Raw genomic sequence first — 18528 nt, forward strand, 5'->3', positions numbered from 1 at the left:
GTGATATAAGTGATTGAATTTGCTAATATACCAGTTAAACTATCACTGATTGATTTCATTGCTGAATTAATTTTCGCTGTTACATCACTTGGTAATTTATCCATTTGATTTAATGAGAAATTAACCACTTGTTCTGCATCACGTTGTAAAGTTGGTGTTGCTTTGATTAAATTATTAACATTAGAAATAATAATAGGAGCAATGAAAGCTACTACGATAGCGATAATAGCGATTAATACGATAAAGATAGTTAAAATACTTGCCCAACGTGGGAAACCCCATTTTTCCAAAAGTGTTTGAAAAGGTAAGCAGATATAAAATAAAAATCCACTTAATAAGAATGGAAGAAACACTGAACCTATAATAGTTGCTATAGGTGTAAATACACTATGCACTTCCATAAATAACTTTATAAGTACGAACAGGATGATTAAGAAAATTCCAGTTCGAAACCATACTTTATTAAGCATAGACTTACTTCCTCCTAAAGTAATCAATTCATTAGTAATAAGTATATCTTAAATAAGAGATGTTAAAAAGGAAAAGTTGATTAACTAAAAAATAATTATATTATAATATTTAATTGTATAAAAATATATGAGCTTAATTAAACAATGCCTAATTCTCTTAAAAAAGTATATAGAATCTAAAATAAAAAAGCTTATTATAAGCGTTTATATCACTGTCACTAATAAATAAAATTGATACAATATGAATATATATGAAGGAGAGAGGATAATATGGAAGAATTTAAAGCTGGAAAAATTAATAAATATATTTTAAATAGTAAAATTCTAGAAAGAGATATCACATTGTCGATTTATCTTCCAGAAGATTTTACTGAATTATTTAAGTCTCAGGTGATTATTTGTTTTGATGGATTGGACTTTTTCCGATTTGGAAGGATTCAGCGTGAATATGAACGTCTAAGAAAAGAAGAACATATTGAACGTGCCATTATTGTTGGATTTCATTATGAAGATGTTGAGAAACGTAGAGAAGAGTTTCATCCTCAAGGTAGTCGTAGTCAAAAGACGATTAAGTCAGTAGTTAAAGAACTTTTACCTTTCATTGATCAAACGTTTCCTACATATAAGGTGGGAAATTCTAGATTATTAATAGGAGATAGTTTAGCTGGAAGTATTGCCTTTCTTACTTCATTGACTTATCCTTCAATATTTAGTCAAATAGCTATGTTTAGTCCGCACTCAGATCATACTGTTCTTGAAAAATTTGAGACATGTAAGCAACGTAATCGATTAACGATTTGGCATGCGATCGGTAAAGATGAAGTCGATTTTAAATTACCAACGACTGGTGAGCAAGCTGATTTTTTAACTCCAAATAGAAAGCTATCAAACCTTATTGAACAAGATGAGCGTGTCACTTACGTATACAATGAATTTAATGGTAGTCATAATTGGAAATCATGGAAACCTATGATCGGAGATATTCTCTATTATTTTTTAAATAATAATCATAGTACATATGAATAGTCTACAAATCTTTTTCGAAAGCCTTTTCAAAAAATGTTGTATCTAATAACGTATTAAATAGAATTTTGATATAATAGAAGTATGTTAAACAAAGGAGGAATTTCAATGAAGATAGGATTAGCACTTATTCCGTCACAATCATTTCAAAATGAAGTAGATGGCTATCGTAAGCGTTATGATACGGAGTATGCACGTATTATGCCACATATTACGATTAAACCTCACTTTGAACTTAAAGAAACAGAATTAGATTCATTTAAAGACGAAGTTAAACAAAAATTAGATGGATTTAAACCTGTAGAGGTCCACGTGACAAAAGCTTCAAGCTTTAAACCGACAAATAATGTTATTTATTTTAAAGTTGAAAAAACAGAAGAATTAGAAAATTTATTTAATACATTTAATACTGAATCATTTTATGGTAAAGCTGAACATCCATTCGTTCCTCATTTTACGATTGCTCAAGGTTTAATGAGTCAAGAATTTGAAGATATATTTGGTCAAGTGAAGCTTGCAGGAGTAGACCATAGAGAAACCATCGATGAACTTTCATTGTTACATTACAATGAAGATGAAGATAGATGGAACATTGTTGATAGTTTTAAACTAGCATGATATGTATATAAAAAAGAAGTCAAAACTAAAATGTTTTGACTTCTTTTTTTAAGAATATTTTTGATGCTTTTTACTTTTGATAAAATAAATGCCATAAAAAATAGCGAGTAATAGAAAAATGAAAGCTGAGACATAGAATGTATTATTTAATCCATTTGAGAATTGAGCGATAAGGCCTCCGAAAAGAGGACCAATCATTGAACCAAAGCCTTGGACACTATTAAATACACCCCAAGTTTCTTCTTGTTCAGACGGATCGATATGTCCAGCCATAAAAGTATTCCAAGCAGGTAATAAAATGCCATACATTAAACCTATAAAGGCGGCAACTATCCATACAACAATAATATTGTTAACTAGTGAGAGACCAAAAATAAATAGCGTAAACAATATGAATCCTACAAAAATAACGGCATACATAAAGCCAGTGCTATTTTTATCGATTATTTTAGATAAAAATAACATTGATATTGCACAACCAATACCACCAATAGCGATAGCAGCAGTATATTCAATAGTTGTTACCCCCACAACTTTTGTAGCATACGTCGGCAATATTGGAAGCAAAGCTGATATTGAAGCACCTTGCAACAAAACGCCTGGGAATAAAATCATATGACGCTTCATTACCTCTACGATTTGACCTAATTGTTCTTTTACAGGTTTAGTATTGTAATTTGTGAGTTTTACATCTACAAAATAATAAAGTATCCATGCAATAATGACGACAAGAGACATCGCGAATGCAAAACGCGTTGGATGTATTTTGACTAAAACATTCATAAACGCCCAGCCTACAAGCAAACCTAATAACCATGCAAAATATACATAACCCATTTGTTTGCCACGTTGACTTTCTTCCACACTAGATAACATGATTACCCATATTGGACTGACTGCAATTCCTAGCATAATTGCACTAATAATGATAATGATAGGATGAGCTGGAAAGAAAATAATTAGAAACAAGCTTAAAAAAGCTAATAAAAAACCTAAATTAAGGACAATTTTAGTCCCAAATTTCTTTAATAAAAAACCAATCACAAAGTTTGTAGCTGCATCTGAAATAAAATGAATAGATAACGCTGCTGAAGTCACAGCTACAGCGATAGAGGTTACAGTAGGTAAATAGTTAACATAACTTAATACATACATTCCTCTAGCAAATTCCATTAAAAATAAAATAACGAGCATTATTTTAAAGTTTTTACTTATGCTTTTATTGTTTGACAAAGAACTTAGCATATAATGGCACCTTTCCATAAATTTCTTGCTGTTGAGATGAATGATTGAGCATATTCAATAAATCGATACAAAGTCGATGAGTTGAATAATCTACTCTATCCTGACGCATTGTATTTATCATTAGAGTTAATTTGTTCGAATCATGTGTTAATTCAGAGACAATATCAATTGCATCTTCAGGAGTATTAGCAATTCTACCATACCCTTTTTCTTGGAAATAATACGCATTTTCTAGTTCTTGTCCTGGAGCAGGATTTAAGAAAATCATTGGGATACTTCTTGTCAAACCTTCGGATATCGTAATCCCACCTGGTTTAGTAATCATTAATTGACTTGAAGCCATCCATTCATTCATATGTTTTGTATATCCTAAAATGAGAACGTTGTCGTAAGATTTAAATCTGGCTTCCAAATTACGTTTAAGTCCTTTACTTCTACCACAAATCATAACGACTTGAGAATGAGGACTTTTTTCTAAGATACGTTCTATCATATGTTCAAAACCTTTTGATACTCCAAAAGCACCTGCAGACATAAGGATAGTATTTTTTTTAGGATCTAAATGATATTTTTTTAGCCAAGCCTGTTGATCAATATCCGCTTCAAATTTATCAGAAATAGGGATACCCGTGACTTTAATTAAAGATGCCGGTACACCAACGTTTACGAAGTCTTCTTTTGTATCTTTAGTAGCTACATAATATCTATGAGAATTTGGAGTAATCCAGTTTTTTTGTAGACGATAATCCGTCATGACTGTTGCAATAGGGATACGCATGTTAAATTGTTCAGTTAATACTGACATCACGGGCGTTGGAAAAGTCATTAAAATCAAGTCAGGCTTTTCTTTTAAAAGTAGGTTAATCAGTTTATTTAAACCATAGTATTTATAAAAACATTTATCTACTTCATCTGGTCGACTATAATAAAAGTTTTTATACATATTTCTAAAATATTTAAAGCTATTGATATACCATTTTTTACAAATAGACGTAAGGATGGGATGTGCTTCCATAAATAAATCATGCTCAATAACAGAAATATGAGGTAGATTCATGTCATTCAATTGATTGACAATACTTTGTGTCACTTGTAAATGACCGTTTCCAAATGATCCAGTGATAATCAATATCTTTTTATTTTGAGTAACCATTAATAGTCACCCTCCAATAATTTAAGTTTAATCCATCGAATGATGTATTACAGTAAAAAATACATACTAGTATAAAGAATATGTATTTCATTCAAGGAAGTCATAAAATTCATTTATAGTGAATTATAGCATATTCGAACAATGATTACTTTAACTTTATACCCTTATCCTAGCACTAATAAAGTGAAATGTAGGAGGCTTACACTAAGATAAGAAAAAATTTATAAATAATTAACTTAGAATTAATATTAATAATACAGAACATACAAAAGTTATTTGATTTTAAGTAGTTCAGAATTTACTTTTTTAGGTGAGAATAAATTTATCAACAACTTTAAAATGTGTATAATAGAGATATTGAAAAAAAGGAGCGATACATTTTGAATGCGAATGAGTTGTTCAATAAAATAAGAGTTAAACAAGTTATAGGAACTTTAGATATAGATATCACTGATATTACTACAGATTCACGAACTGCTAGTGGAGAAAGTATCTTTGTAGCTTCCAAAGGATATACCGTAGATAGTCATAGATTTTGTCAAAATGTCATTGACCAAGGAACTAAAATTATAGTTGTAAACCGTAAGCAAGAAGTTAAAGGAGAAGTAACACAAGTTATTGTACCTGATACTTTAAGAGTAGCCAGTATATTAGCGCATACATTATTTGATTATCCAAGTCAACAACTCACTACCTTTGGGGTCACTGGTACAAATGGTAAAACTTCAATCGCGACGATGATTCACTTAATTTACAGGGGATTAGACAAAAATAGTGCATATTTAGGTACGAATGGATTTCAAATTAATGAAGAAAAAACAAAGGGGGCAAATACTACTCCTGAAACTGTATTGCTTACTAAGAAAATTAAGCAAGCTGTAGACAGTAAAGCTGAAGCAATGACTATGGAAGTCTCAAGTCATGGATTAGCTCTAGGACGATTAAGAGGTGTAGAATTTGATGTAGCTGTTTTTTCAAATTTAACACAAGATCATTTAGACTTTCATGGCACAATGGAAGCTTATGGACATGCTAAATCATTACTATTTAGTCAATTAGGTGAAGATTTATCAAAAGAAAAGTATGTGGTGTTAAATAATGATGATGATTTCTCTAAATATTTAGAAACAGTAACACCTTATGAAATATTGACATATGGTATAGATAATGAAGCACAGTTTATGGCTCAAAATATCAAAGAATCTTTACAAGGTGCACAATTTGATTTTGCTACTCCATTTGGCACGTACCATGTTTCATCACCATATGTAGGTAAATTTAATATCTCAAATCTTATGGCAGCTATGATAGCAGTGTGGAGTAAAGGAATCGATTTCAAAGATATCGTAGAAGTGGTGAAATCTTTAGAACCTGTTGAAGGGCGTCTAGAGGTTTTAGATCCATCACTTCCAATCGATTTAATTATTGATTATGCACATACTGCTGATGGTATGAATAAACTGATTGATGCAGTGCAACCTTTTGTTAAACAAAAGCTCATCTTTTTAGTAGGCATGGCTGGCGAACGTGATTTAACAAAAACGCCTGAAATGGGGGCTGTTGCATGTCGAGCAGACTATGTGATTTTTACACCTGACAATCCAGCAGATGACGATCCTAAAATGTTGACTGCAGAACTTGCTAAAGGTGCAACACATAATAACTATATAGAATTTGAAGATCGAGCTGAAGGTATTAAACATGCTATCGAAGTCGCGAATCCAGGTGATACAGTTGTACTTGCTTCTAAAGGTAGAGAACCTTATCAAATTATGCCAGGACACGTGAAAGTGCCACATCGTGACGATTTAATTGGTTTAGAAGCTGCGTATAAAAAGTTTGGAAAATCCAACTATGATCATTAAGCAACTTTCTGAACAAAATGAAATAATCAATGTCTATCTATATGAACACGTGCATCATTCTTATTATATGATAGCTATTCCAGATATGTTTTGGTCTGTAGAATTAAATGCACAACTCAATGAACAGGAAATAAATGAAGAGTTAATAATGCAATTATTTACATTTAAAGAAGAAAGTGAAGCATTGCGTATAGCTTCTCAGTTATCTAAGTGGATAATAAAGGATTTAAAGGAGAATAATGAATGAGTTTAAAAGAAGAAATAGAATCAAGAAAAACGTTTGCTATTATTTCACACCCGGATGCTGGTAAAACGACGCTAACTGAAAAATTATTATATTTTAGTGGTGCTATTCGTGAAGCGGGTACTGTAAAAGGAAAAAAAACAGGGAAATTTGCAACCAGTGACTGGATGAAAGTAGAACAAGAACGTGGTATTTCTGTAACCAGTTCAGTCATGCAGTTTGATTATGATGATTATAAAATTAATATTCTAGATACACCAGGACACGAAGATTTTTCTGAAGATACATACCGAACATTAATGGCGGTTGACAGTGCAGTAATGGTTATCGATTGTGCAAAAGGGATCGAACCCCAAACATTAAAATTATTTAAAGTATGTAAAATGAGAGGCATTCCTATCTTTACTTTTATCAACAAATTAGACCGTGTAGGTAAAGAGCCATTTGAACTATTAGAAGAAATAGAAGAAACGTTAAATATTGACACATACCCAATGAATTGGCCAATAGGAATGGGACAAAACTTTTTTGGTATTATTGATCGTGAGACTAAAACTATTGAACCTTTTAGAGATGAAGAGAACATATTACATTTAAATGATGAGTATGAACTTGAAGAAGAACACACCATTGGCAATGATAGTGCTTTCGAACAAGCGATTGAAGAATTTATGTTAGTTGAAGAAGCTGGCGAAAAATTTGACAATGGAGCATTATTAAATGGCGATTTAACTCCTGTATTTTTTGGCTCAGCATTGGCTAATTTCGGGGTTCAGAATTTCTTGAATGCATATGTAGATTATGCGCCTATGCCTAATGCTCGTCAGACGAATGAAGAAGTTGAAGTTAGCCCGTTTGATGACGAGTTCTCGGGTTTTATATTTAAAATTCAAGCGAATATGGATCCAAAACATAGAGATAGAATTGCTTTTATGAGAGTAGTCAGTGGCGCGTTTGAAAGAGGTATGGATGTGACCTTGCAACGTACCAATAAAAAACAAAAAATCACACGCTCTACCTCTTTTATGGCAGATGATAAAGAAACCGTCAATCACGCTGTAGCTGGAGATATTATTGGATTATACGATACAGGTAACTACCAAATTGGTGATACATTAGTTGGAGGTAAACAAAAATTTAACTTCCAAGATTTACCACAATTTACACCTGAAATTTTCATGAAAGTCTCTGCTAAAAATGTTATGAAACAAAAACATTTCCATAAGGGAATTGAACAGCTTGTGCAAGAAGGTGCGATTCAATATTATAAAACACTTCATACGAATCAAATTATTCTCGGTGCAGTGGGTCAATTACAATTTGAAGTATTCGAGCACAGAATGAAAAATGAATACAATGTAGATGTCGTCATGGAACCTGTAGGTAGAAAAATTGCACGTTGGATTGAAAATGAAGAGGATATTCAAGATAAGATGAACACGTCACGTTCTATTTTAGTGAAAGACAGATATGATAAGTTTGTTTTCTTATTTGAAAATGAATTTGCTACACGTTGGTTTGAAGAAAAATTCCCAGATATTAAACTATATAGTTTATTATAAAAAATGACAATATAAGGTTTAATTTAAAATAATAATAAAGAGATACAATATTTTTAGCTTTAACATTGTTTATATATACCAAATCTGGTTATAATACTCTTAACAAATAAATACCTATGACTTAATGTCAGAGGGGAGTAACTTGAGAATTTGAGGGGCTATATTACTAACATCTTAAATTCAGCATTTTATCGTCATTACGAAGTTGATACTTCCGGTAAAATGAGCAAATTTGCTAAGTGAGACCTTTGCTATGAATTAGCATAGGTCTTTTTATTTGTAAAAAATAAATAAAGGAGCTGTCTTTTCATGGATCCAAGCTTAATTTTACCTTATTTGTGGGTAATATTAGTGTTAGTATTTTTAGAAGGATTACTAGCAGCAGATAACGCGGTTGTAATGGCAGTAATGGTTAAGCATTTACCACCAGCACAGCGTAAAAAAGCATTATTCTATGGTTTACTAGGAGCATTTATTTTCCGTTTTATTGCTTTATTTTTAATTAGTATTATTGTGAATTTCTGGTTTATTCAAGCGATTGGTGCTGCATACTTAATTTTCATGTCTATTAGAAATCTTTGGAATTTCTTCCATAAGAAAGATGAAGAGGAACAAGTTGGGGATGAACATCATTATGATGAAACTGGCGCTGAAAAGAAAGTAAGTGCTGGAAAATTTTGGGCTACCGTATTTAAAGTAGAGTTTGCTGACATTGCCTTTGCAATTGATTCTATGTTAGCAGCAATGGCTATTGCAGTGACACTTCCTAAGATGGGTATTCATTTTGGCGGAATGGATTTAGGTCAATTTGGAGTCATGTTCATCGGGGGTATGATTGGTGTTATTTTAATGCGTTTTGCAGCAACATGGTTTGTTGATTTATTAAATAAATATCCAGGTTTAGAAGGTGCCGCTTTCGCAATTGTTGGCTGGGTAGGTATTAAATTAGTAGTTATCGTATTAGCTCATCCAGATATTGGCGTATTATCAGAAGATTTCCCACATAGTACGTTATGGCAAGCAATCTTCTGGACTGTAATGATTTTATTAGTTGTGATTGGATGGTTAACATCAGTACGAAAAAATAAAAAGAATGCTAAGCATTAGATATAATCGATACCTTTTGAAGTTTTTTATAAGAGACTTCAAAAGGTTTTTTCAATTAATAACTATTTGTATAATATTTTTAGAAAATATTTGACAATCGTTTGCTTATTAACACTAATGATATTAAAATTTAAGTAATATATAAATTAATTCAGATAGATATATAACCACATAAAAGTAAATCATTTTTTTAGTGATATATATTGTGATTTCAAGGTTAGGAGTGGGCATCTTTGGATAATGATAAAAAACAAGTGATACCGCGTAGTAAATATGGGCGTAAACGTCACGAATACTTTCATAATGAAGAACGCGAGGAACGTATTGAACGTGAAAGACAAAAGCGTGAACATTTAGCGGAAAAAGAACAGCATCAAGCAAAAGTAAATGAAGAACGTGTCAAAGATAATTTAAGAAAAGCTAGAATTGAGAAATTAACACAAGAAGAAATTCAACAACAACAACATTTAGCTAAGTTAAGATCAAAAAGAGATGCATCAAAAACAGCTAAGAAAAATAATAGGCATCATTTAACTTTGCCTGAAGAACAACATCTTAAACAAGAAGACATACATAATGAGAAATTGAAACAGCAAAAACCAATTTCGAGTAATGGCTCAAAAAGTGAAAATGAAACGAATAAATCTATAGAACCAACTTATAGTAGATTGAATAAAAATAATGAATCTCGTCAAAAGTCTAAAAAAGAAAAAGACAATCAGCATAATGATACAATTAAAACACAATCTAAACATCCAACAATAACTGAAGAATCATACACTTCAACTAAGGATAAAGAATCAATCGATACTGAGAAAGAACAAATGTCAACTCAGCAACATTCAACTCAAGTAGAACATACTAAGAGTGAACAATCAAAGCACATATCTAATTCTGATAAGAATACGACAGAAAATATATCGGATCAACAACCTCATGAATCACATGAACAATCAGCAAATGATACACAAAATAAGATCGTTGACTTTTTAAAAGAACATTGGATTAAAATTTTAATCGCAATTGCTTTAATATTAATCTTAGTTTTAGTAAAAGCTATTTTTACTGAACCTTTTCAAGAGCAACATTCAAATCAAACACATACACAAGATAAGAAGTACACAACAACTATGAAAAACGCTAATAATACTGTCAGATCAGTGGTAACAGTAGAAAGTGACGCACCTAAGAATACTTCAGTTCAAACAACAAATTCAAAATCAGATAATGAACTTGGCTCAGGTGTCGTCTACAAAACTGTAGGCGATACTTTTTTTGTATTAACAAATACGCATATTGTTGGTGAAGCGGATAAAGTTAAGATTACATATGGAGAGAATAAAAGTATAAAAGGTGACGTTGTCGGAAAAGATAAATGGTCAGATATTGCAGTAGTAAAAGCAAAAATCAATAATAAAAATATTAAACCTATCCATATTGGAAATTCAAATAAATTAGTTTTAGGGGAATCGATATTAATTGTAGGTAATCCTCTAGGAGAAGAGTTTAGAAATACGGTATCTAAAGGGATTATTTCAGGGTTAAATCGATTGGTTCCTGTTGATTTTGATAAAGATAATAAAAATGATGAATTGATGCAAACGTTTCAAATTGATGCTTCCGTTAATCCAGGACATTCAGGTGGAGCTGTAGTTAATAAAGATGGGGAGCTTATTGGTATCGTCTCATTAAAAATTAATATGCCAAGTATAGAAGGAATGGGTTTTGCTATTCCCATTAATGAAGCTAAATCAATTGCTAAAGAGCTTGAAAAAAATGGGAAAGTAAATTATCCCAATACTGGAATAGCTTTAGAAAATGTGAATGATTTAAATCATTATGAACGCTCACTTTTAAAATTACCTAATGATATAAATGATGGGATTTTAGTGAAAAAATTAAAAGATGGCGGTTTAGGTAAAAAATCAGGTTTAAAAATTGGTGATGTCATTGTAAAATTAGAAGGTAAAACATTAAAAGATAATTTGCAGTATAGACACATCCTGTTTAACCATCGACAAGATTTAAAAACGTTATCGGCTAAAATTTACAGAGATGGAAATATTCAAGATATAGAAATTAATTTGAAATGACATTGAGGTGACAAACTAATGTCTATTTTCAGTAAATTATTCAAAAAATCAACGCCTCAACAAGGTATTGTTTTATATTATTTAATTGCAATTGTCGTGGCATTTTTATTACTCAATTTACCTTTTGTACATAAACCTGGCGTGAAGGTAAGTCCTATAGATACGTTGTTTGTAGCTGTATCTGGAATTAGTGTGACCGGTTTAACGCCAGTCAGTATTATTGATACCTATTCATCATTTGGCCAACTTATCATTTTAATTATCTTAAACATCGGTGGCATAGGCGTAATGGCGATAGGTACAGTGTTGTGGGTAGTACTTGGTAAACACATTGGTATGCGCGAACGTCAACTTATTATGCTTGATAATAATAAAGACACAATGAGTGGGACAGTTAAGCTTATTATTGAAATTGTTAAAACAATCATGACTATCGAAATTGTAGGTGCACTCTTGCTTGCATTTTATTTTTACAGAGACAATCCTGATTTGAAAAATGCTTTAATGCAAGGTTTGTTTGTATCTATTTCAGCTACTACAAATGGTGGGTTAGATATTACTGGTCAATCGCTAGTTCCATATGCCAAGGATTACTTTGTACAAACTATTGTAATGTTTTTAATTATTCTTGGATCAATTGGTTTTCCAGTATTACTTGAAATCAGAGCTTATATACGAAATAGAGTAAGTCATTTTAGATTTTCTTTATTTACTAAAATTACAACAACTACTTACTTTTTCTTATTTATATCTGGATTTTTATCTATTTTAGCACTTGAGTACAATCATGCATTCAAAGGATATAATTGGCATCAATCTTTATTCTATGCATTATTTCAATCTGCAACTACACGTAGTGCTGGATTACAAACCATTGATGTGACACACTTTAGTGATGCAACAAATGTCATTATGAGTATTCTCATGTTTATTGGATCTTCTCCGAGTTCAGTAGGAGGAGGTATTCGAACAACGACATTTGCGATACTTATTTTATTTGTGATTAATTTTAATAACAATACAGAAAAATCATCGATTAAAGTATTTAATAGAGAAATTCATACCATCGATATACAGCGTTCTTTTGCTGTGTTTATAATGGCGACAGTACTTACTTTTGTAAGTATCATTATTATATTAGCAGCAGAAGCCAATAATTTATCATTCTTACAGGTATTTTTTGAAGTCATGTCTGCATTTGGAACATGTGGCCTATCACTTGGGGTGACAGATAATATTAGCAGTATTACTAAGGTAGTCTTAATGCTTCTTATGTTTATAGGACGTGTCGGTTTAATATCATTTATTATTATGATATCTGGGCGTAAAGAACCTGATAAATTTAGTTATCCAAAAGAAAGAATTCAAATTGGATAAACAGAGAAAGGAAAGTGGGATACATTCATTTTGAATTCGTTATCCCACTCTTTTTTGTATATAGATAGTTATGTTTTAAATGAAAAAGTAATATCGTTATTGAAATGAATCGTGATACCAATCAAAAAACCTTTTCTTAGTTTTAGCAACTAAGAAAAGGTTTTTATCCATGAAAAATAAGTAATAAAATGATGGCAACAATTTGACCTAAAGACGATGTAACAATACGTCTTGTATACTGATAACTCAATGATAATATGACTTGAGCTATAAAGATAAAAATAACAATCCACCATTTATCAAGATAGATAAATAAAGAACTAGAACATAATGCAGGTATTAAAATTGTTATCCAGCGAGGTAGTCTGAATTTATTTAACTCTTTTTGTAAGACAGCACGCATGTATAACTCATGACAAGGAATGACAAATAAGATAGTAATTAACATTTGCCATTTAAAATATACACCCGTTCTTGATAATTCTTTAATTAATTCGGTATAAGTAATTTGTGACGATATAAGTGAAAATATAAGTTGTATTATCACTAATACAACACCTGTGATTACTCCCACACCAATAGAGGTTAATAGACGTTTTGATGTGATATCCCGTTGATAAAATACATAACTAATGCCAGCAATTAACATTATACCAGTATATAAATACCAATATTCTTGATGTTCTCCCCACATTATAAATAAGATGAGATGAAATACAATAAAACTTGCAACAAACCAAATTAAGGGTTTAGATGTATTTTTCATTTAATATTAACCTTCTTATTCAACGATTTTATATCGTTTGTGATTAATAACTGTTTTTTCAGGTAAATCTAGTTCATTAAAATTTTCCATAATTGTCAAATCAACAATAACTGAATTATCATTAATTTTTTCAACACGGCCTCTTAAACCGTCATAAAATTCTACAATATTTCCAACTTCTGCAACAGTCATTTCGAGTCCTCCTCAAATCATAGCTAGACTATATTGTACTAAAATTTACACTACAAATAAACAAATATATACTAAAATTAGAAAATATTATATTATTTTTGAAAATAATGCCATAATTAAGTTAAACAATCGATAATGGATGATGTATTGCATTATTAAATTTTAAAAGAAAGAGAAAGGTGAGTACTATGAAATTTGTAAGTAATAATAATATTACTGACCCTACAATTAACCTAGCTATGGAAGAATATGTACTTAAACATTTACCTGCAGATGATAGTTACTTTTTATTTTATGTTAATGAACCCTCAATCATTGTAGGTAAAAATCAAAATACAATTGAAGAAGTTAATAAACAGTATATAGATGATCATCATATTCATGTTGTACGACGAATTTCTGGAGGAGGAGCTGTGTATCATGATAAAGGAAATTTGAATTTTAGCTTTGTAACGAGTGATGATGGTAACAGTTTTCATAACTTTAAGAAATTCACTGAGCCTATTGTTCAAGCTTTACAATCTATGGGTGTAGATGCAGAAATGACAGGCCGTAATGACATTCAAGTAGGCGCAGCTAAAATTTCCGGAAATGCTATGGTTAAGGTTAAAAATCGTATGTTTAGTCATGGTACATTAATGCTAAATAGCGATTTAGAAGAAGTACAAAACGCTTTAAAAGTGAACCCTAAAAAAATTCAATCTAAAGGTGTGAAGTCTGTACGTAAACGCGTAGCAAATATTGAAGAATTTTTAGATGACTCTATTACAATTGATCAATTTAAGCAAATTATTTTAAAAACCATCTTTGGTGAGCATGAAGTAGAGGAATATCATTTAACGGAAGAAGATTGGAACAATATTAAGCAATTAAGCAATGAAAAATATCGTACTTGGGATTGGAATTATGGTAAAAATCCTAAATATAATTTTGAACGGGACGAGAAGTTTGAAAAAGGATTCATTCAAGTTAAATTTGATGTCAAAAAAGGAAAAATTGAACATGCTAAAATCTTTGGCGATTTCTTTGGAGAAGGAAATGTCAATGAATTAGAAGATGCTTTAGTAGGAACATTACACGATTATACTCATATAAAAGAAGTAATGGAAGACTATGACTTTTATCATTACTTTGGTGATATTGATAAAGACAGTATATTGAAATTAATGGCGTATTAGTTTCAATATAAAAGAGGAGTCAAATTGTAGAAACAATGGCTCTTTTTTTATATAAAAAAACTCTTTACTTAAAAAGTAAAGAGTTAAATGACGGAAACGGAGGGATTCGAACCCTCGCGCCGCTCTCGCGACCTACACCCTTAGCAGGGGCGCCTCTTCAGCCAACTTGAGTACGTTTCCATATGGCTCCGCAGGTAGGATTCGAACCTACGACCGATCGGTTAACAGCCGATAGCTCTACCACTGAGCTACTGCGGAATAATATAACGTGTTCTTTAATCAACACAAATACAATTATATCAATAATATAAAAATTTGCAAGAGATAATCTTTAAAAAATATACGGAACATTTACACTAAATTAATATAATCGTTCCGTATATTTTAAAAATAAACATACAGCTATTTATCTTCTAATAAAGAATAGTGTGAAAGGGCCTCAAAAATATTTAAAGATGTTTTTTCATAATCGATTGGCATATCTGGATTATTAGACTTCATTCTTGCTTGTTTATCAATCATATAGTAATAGAAAATAGAATTAGAATATTGATGCCATAAACTATGAAAAGATACATTTAATGTTAGTGCTTCTTGGTTTGCAAAGATAATTTTACTCTTTCTGTTCTTTAATGGCTTAATATCAGAAATATAATGCATATTAATCCATATATTTTCTTCTAAACGGTCTGAATGTGTTGGGAAAAAGTAAGTTGGAAACAATGGTGTGAGAAGGATGGGAGGTTTACTAGTTATTCCAGCGATGCGTTGAGTTTCAGCTTTCTTGCTTAAGTAGTTATTGCCATAAAATCTACATGATCGTTCAATAATTTTTTGAGTTTTAAAAGGGCTTATTTCTCGTGAGGTATCGAATTTGAGGATTTCTGAGCCGTTCGGTTGTTGATGATTGTCAAATGTAGGTCTAATCACCATATCACCTTTACGTATGACATAAATCGTATTAGGTGGTTTATTGAACTGAGTCATAAGATCAGCTCCTTATTTAATTATTTATTATTAAAAACGAAGAGTGATTAATAATATAAAATTATTATATAAAAAAAGTATATGTTGTCAAGTTATTATTTAAAAATAAAATTACACTATTTTATTTAGAAAAGTCTGAATATTCATTGATTTCAAAATAAAAAGCTTGTATACTATTTTTAAATTAATAGAAAGGTAGTGAATTTTATGTATTACAATACAAATGTTAAACATACCACACTAGAAGAATTTGTAACGACGGTGAATGATTTAGGTGTAGAACTTGTGATTGACGAAGCTTTACGTTTAGAAAGAAAGAAACAACTTGTAACATTAATTGATGAAGCCTTGGTTAATAGAAATGAAGATGATTTTAATCAATATACTACTGAATTAAAACATTTGGAGGCATTTCTCAATGAGTAAATCCGGTTCCAATGAGTCATTATAAAAAGGTCTATTCTCTAAAATAAAGTGAATAGACCTTTTTAAATTATTTTCTTTTTGAATTTCCTTCTATTTTATTTTTAATCCATTTTAATACATATCCTGTAATAATTGTTCTCACAATACGTTTAATAAAGTTTTTCATAGTCACATTCTCCTTTTTAAAACTATTATTAATTTATACCCCATTTTCTTTAATTTAAAGAAGAAAGTTTAAATACTCTCGATTGTTTTTTATCTGGGTATAAAAATATATCCATTATTATCAGCTGTAGTAGTAAAGATAATGATAATGCCATGAATGATCGAAATAATTGTTGGAATAAGTGTCCAAAAAAAGACCAAATGTAATACGCCTTGGCCAACTTTATCCGCATAGAACTTGTGAATCCCAACGCCACCTAAGAACAATGCACATAATACATATAATGCTTTGTTTACTCTCATATTATGGATGCCTCCTTATTTTCATATTGTAAGTAATTTATGATTAAAATCAAGAATGTCACTTATAAAAGAATTAGTTTATACTTACTATAATATTTAATTTCTTGTAAGAATATGAGTATGATGTAGATGGGGGTGATAATATGATTAGAAAAGCGACACCGAGTGATAATAAGCAAATCGCAAAACTTTATTATTTAATATGGAAAGATATGGAACTTGACATTGTAAAAGAAATTTCTGAAAAGCGTATAATCAATTTGCTCGAACTTAGTATAGTCAATGTACATTATCGTACCTATTATAAAAATATATGGGTATATGAAAAAAATAATGAAGTAGCCGGTTGTATTATCGCTTATGATGGATCGAAAGAAATGGAGTTTGAAGAACAATGGAACCAACTGCCTCTTGAAGAAGATATCAGATTAGTTGGAACACCTTTACCTATAAAAGAAGCTAAAAATGATGAGTGGTATATTGAAGCAGTGGTCACATCGCCTGATTATAGAGGACAAGGTATTGCGACACAATTGTTGGAACATTTGATCACCACAAGTTCTAATAAAAAATGGAGTTTAAATTGTGATTATAATAATGAGAAAGCACTTAAACTTTATAAACAACTAGGTTTCAAATGGGTTGAAGATATTAATTTATATGGCCATGATTATCTACATATGATATATATATAATAATAAAAAAACTAGCATTGTTAAAAAACAATGCTAGTTAAAACAAATTAGATTCCACCTAAAAGTGCGCTGATATAAATACCTAAAGCGTACAAAATACCAAAGAATGTATTCGTTTTGCCAGTCGCTGCCATCGCTGGCATCATGCTTGCTGGTGTATCATTTTTATTAAAACGACGAATTGCTTTGATAGGCATTGGGAATGAGAATAATACTAACAAGTAGAATAATGAGCCGCCTGATTTGAATAAAGCAGTAAATATTACGATTAAGTAAGCTAAGATATACATTGCTGCCATAAACGTAATAGAAGCTTTTTTACCTAATAAAATAGGTAAGGTTTTACGACCACTTGCTTTATCTTTAACACGGTCACGAATGTTATTAGCCATATTAATTAACCCGATTGTAATAACAATAGGTAAGCTAATCCAAACAACAAAACCATTGACATTACCTGTTTGAATAAAGAATGCAAGTAAAATGATAATCATACCCATAAATAATCCGGAGAATAATTCACCAAATGGCGTCCATGAAATAGGAATAGGTCCACCAGTATATAAATAACCAATTGCCATACATACAATACCAACTGGAATAATCCAAAATGAACTATTAGCAGCTAGATATATACCAAGTAAAGCGGCAATAATATAAAAAGCAATTGCTAGATTCATGACAAGTTTTGGACTCATACCATTTCGAACAATCGCGCCACCGATACCTACAGATGTATGATCGTCTAATCCTTTTTTAAAATCATAATATTCATTAAACATATTAGTCGCTGCTTGAATTAAAAGACATGCGATTAACATTGCTAAAAATAGGCTGAATTTAATATGATCTTGACTGCCCAGTAAGAAAAGTTTAGCTGTCGCTGTTCCTACTAATACAGGGACAATAGACGCGGTTAAAGTATGAGGTCTCATTAAATGCCAATATTTTCTAACAGTTGAATATTGTTGATATTGATCTGCCATAATATAATCTACCTCTTATAATATAAAGTTTTAACATATGTATTTTAAAGGAATAGGTAAGAAAGGTCAATCA

At 30.8% G+C, this 18528-nt stretch carries 20 protein-coding genes, 2 tRNA genes and 1 riboswitch; of the genes, 11 read left to right on the forward strand and 11 right to left on the reverse strand.

Annotated features, from left to right (window positions below; genetic code table 11):
* Positions 1-470: AI-2E family transporter (locus HMPREF2881_RS08635; protein WP_141752627.1), on the reverse strand; the 470-nt coding region annotated here is incomplete at its 3' end.
* Positions 471-740: 270 nt separating this feature from the next.
* On the opposite strand from HMPREF2881_RS08635, the gene HMPREF2881_RS08640 reads away from it, so the two are divergent.
* Together HMPREF2881_RS08640 and HMPREF2881_RS08645 are read left to right on the forward strand one after the other, a co-directional pair.
* Positions 741-1496, forward strand: a complete 756-nt coding sequence (locus HMPREF2881_RS08640; protein ID WP_002488338.1) for an esterase family protein — start codon at positions 741-743, stop codon at positions 1494-1496.
* A 105-nt stretch (positions 1497-1601) separates the two neighbouring features.
* Positions 1602-2111, forward strand: a complete 510-nt coding sequence (locus HMPREF2881_RS08645; protein WP_070653687.1) for a 2'-5' RNA ligase family protein — start codon at positions 1602-1604, stop codon at positions 2109-2111.
* Positions 2112-2159: 48 nt separating this feature from the next.
* Here the strand turns inward: HMPREF2881_RS08645 and ltaA are convergent, their stop codons facing one another.
* On the reverse strand, positions 2160-3356 hold the full coding sequence (gene ltaA / locus HMPREF2881_RS08650; protein WP_070653688.1) for a lipoteichoic acid biosynthesis MFS flippase LtaA: 1197 nt from the start codon (positions 3354-3356) through the stop codon (positions 2160-2162).
* Positions 3331-4509 carry a diglucosyl diacylglycerol synthase gene (locus HMPREF2881_RS08655; protein ID WP_002488349.1) on the reverse strand — a complete coding sequence of 393 codons (1179 nt, stop codon included), beginning with the start codon at positions 4507-4509 and terminating at the stop codon, positions 3331-3333. The genes ltaA and HMPREF2881_RS08655 overlap by 26 nt, the downstream gene beginning before the upstream one ends.
* Before the next feature lie 380 nt (positions 4510-4889).
* Between HMPREF2881_RS08655 and HMPREF2881_RS08660 the strand changes: the two genes are divergently transcribed.
* The 6 genes from HMPREF2881_RS08660 to HMPREF2881_RS08685 all read left to right on the forward strand — a co-directional run bounded on the left by HMPREF2881_RS08660 (position 4890) and on the right by HMPREF2881_RS08685 (position 12757).
* On the forward strand, positions 4890-6374 hold the full coding sequence (locus HMPREF2881_RS08660) for a UDP-N-acetylmuramoyl-L-alanyl-D-glutamate--L-lysine ligase (RefSeq protein WP_002448144.1): 1485 nt from the start codon (positions 4890-4892) through the stop codon (positions 6372-6374).
* The gene (locus tag HMPREF2881_RS08665) at positions 6364-6621 is read left to right on the forward strand and encodes a YueH family protein (protein ID WP_002448049.1); all 258 of its coding nucleotides are present in this window, start codon (positions 6364-6366) and stop codon (positions 6619-6621) included. Before HMPREF2881_RS08660 ends, HMPREF2881_RS08665 begins: the two co-directional genes overlap by 11 nt.
* The gene (locus HMPREF2881_RS08670; RefSeq protein ID WP_002455523.1) at positions 6618-8180 is read left to right on the forward strand and encodes a peptide chain release factor 3; all 1563 of its coding nucleotides are present in this window, start codon (positions 6618-6620) and stop codon (positions 8178-8180) included. Before HMPREF2881_RS08665 ends, HMPREF2881_RS08670 begins: the two co-directional genes overlap by 4 nt.
* Positions 8181-8300: 120 nt before the next feature.
* Positions 8301-8433, forward strand: a riboswitch (yybP-ykoY riboswitch).
* 56 nt (positions 8434-8489) lie between these two features.
* Entirely contained in the window at positions 8490-9287 is a 798-nt protein-coding gene (locus HMPREF2881_RS08675) for a TerC family protein (protein ID WP_002455522.1), read from the forward strand.
* A 233-nt stretch (positions 9288-9520) separates the two neighbouring features.
* The gene (locus tag HMPREF2881_RS08680) at positions 9521-11380 is read left to right on the forward strand and encodes a trypsin-like peptidase domain-containing protein (protein WP_002488332.1); all 1860 of its coding nucleotides are present in this window, start codon (positions 9521-9523) and stop codon (positions 11378-11380) included.
* A gap of 18 nt (positions 11381-11398) precedes the next feature.
* A complete protein-coding gene (locus HMPREF2881_RS08685) occupies positions 11399-12757 on the forward strand; it encodes a TrkH family potassium uptake protein (protein WP_002488327.1) in 1359 nt (452 codons plus the stop codon).
* Between the two features lie 163 nt (positions 12758-12920).
* Here the strand turns inward: HMPREF2881_RS08685 and HMPREF2881_RS08690 are convergent, their stop codons facing one another.
* Together HMPREF2881_RS08690 and HMPREF2881_RS08695 are read right to left on the reverse strand one after the other, a co-directional pair.
* Positions 12921-13523 (reverse strand): CPBP family glutamic-type intramembrane protease, encoded by a 603-nt coding sequence (locus tag HMPREF2881_RS08690; RefSeq protein WP_002448227.1) that lies wholly within the window; start codon positions 13521-13523, stop codon positions 12921-12923.
* A gap of 15 nt (positions 13524-13538) precedes the next feature.
* Positions 13539-13715, reverse strand: a complete 177-nt coding sequence (locus HMPREF2881_RS08695; RefSeq protein WP_002448045.1) for a YkvS family protein — start codon at positions 13713-13715, stop codon at positions 13539-13541.
* A gap of 188 nt (positions 13716-13903) precedes the next feature.
* Between HMPREF2881_RS08695 and HMPREF2881_RS08700 the strand changes: the two genes are divergently transcribed.
* Positions 13904-14893: a lipoate--protein ligase gene (locus HMPREF2881_RS08700; protein ID WP_002488358.1), complete on the forward strand. Its 990-nt coding sequence runs from the start codon at positions 13904-13906 to the stop codon at positions 14891-14893.
* A gap of 91 nt (positions 14894-14984) precedes the next feature.
* Here the strand turns inward: HMPREF2881_RS08700 and HMPREF2881_RS08705 are convergent.
* From HMPREF2881_RS08705 to HMPREF2881_RS08715, 3 genes are all read right to left on the reverse strand, one after another.
* A tRNA-Ser gene (locus HMPREF2881_RS08705) sits at positions 14985-15073 on the reverse strand.
* A gap of 3 nt (positions 15074-15076) precedes the next feature.
* Positions 15077-15151: transfer RNA gene (locus HMPREF2881_RS08710), tRNA-Asn, on the reverse strand.
* A 144-nt stretch (positions 15152-15295) separates the two neighbouring features.
* Positions 15296-15880, reverse strand: coding sequence for a competence protein ComK (locus tag HMPREF2881_RS08715; protein ID WP_002448199.1), 585 nt, complete (start codon positions 15878-15880; stop codon positions 15296-15298).
* 207 nt (positions 15881-16087) lie between these two features.
* Here HMPREF2881_RS08715 and HMPREF2881_RS08720 point away from each other — a divergent pair, with 207 nt between their 5' ends.
* The gene (locus HMPREF2881_RS08720; RefSeq protein WP_002488353.1) at positions 16088-16306 is read left to right on the forward strand and encodes an IDEAL domain-containing protein; all 219 of its coding nucleotides are present in this window, start codon (positions 16088-16090) and stop codon (positions 16304-16306) included.
* A 67-nt stretch (positions 16307-16373) separates the two neighbouring features.
* On the opposite strand, the gene HMPREF2881_RS12080 is transcribed toward HMPREF2881_RS08720, so the two are convergent.
* Both HMPREF2881_RS12080 and HMPREF2881_RS08725 read right to left on the reverse strand, forming a co-directional pair.
* The gene (locus tag HMPREF2881_RS12080) at positions 16374-16472 is read right to left on the reverse strand and encodes an SAR1012 family small protein (RefSeq protein ID WP_017175792.1); all 99 of its coding nucleotides are present in this window, start codon (positions 16470-16472) and stop codon (positions 16374-16376) included.
* Positions 16473-16561: 89 nt separating this feature from the next.
* On the reverse strand, positions 16562-16774 hold the full coding sequence (locus HMPREF2881_RS08725; protein WP_002488370.1) for a TM2 domain-containing protein: 213 nt from the start codon (positions 16772-16774) through the stop codon (positions 16562-16564).
* Positions 16775-16917: 143 nt separating this feature from the next.
* Here HMPREF2881_RS08725 and HMPREF2881_RS08730 point away from each other — a divergent pair, with 143 nt between their 5' ends.
* A complete protein-coding gene (locus HMPREF2881_RS08730; protein ID WP_002488377.1) occupies positions 16918-17469 on the forward strand; it encodes a GNAT family N-acetyltransferase in 552 nt (183 codons plus the stop codon).
* A gap of 47 nt (positions 17470-17516) precedes the next feature.
* On the opposite strand, the gene HMPREF2881_RS08735 is transcribed toward HMPREF2881_RS08730, so the two are convergent.
* Entirely contained in the window at positions 17517-18455 is a 939-nt protein-coding gene (locus HMPREF2881_RS08735; protein WP_002488345.1) for a 1,4-dihydroxy-2-naphthoate polyprenyltransferase, read from the reverse strand.
* Positions 18456-18528: the final 73 nt, after the last annotated feature.

Source organism: Staphylococcus sp. HMSC057A08 (genome assembly GCF_001812925.1).
GTDB lineage: Bacteria > Bacillota > Bacilli > Staphylococcales > Staphylococcaceae > Staphylococcus > Staphylococcus hominis.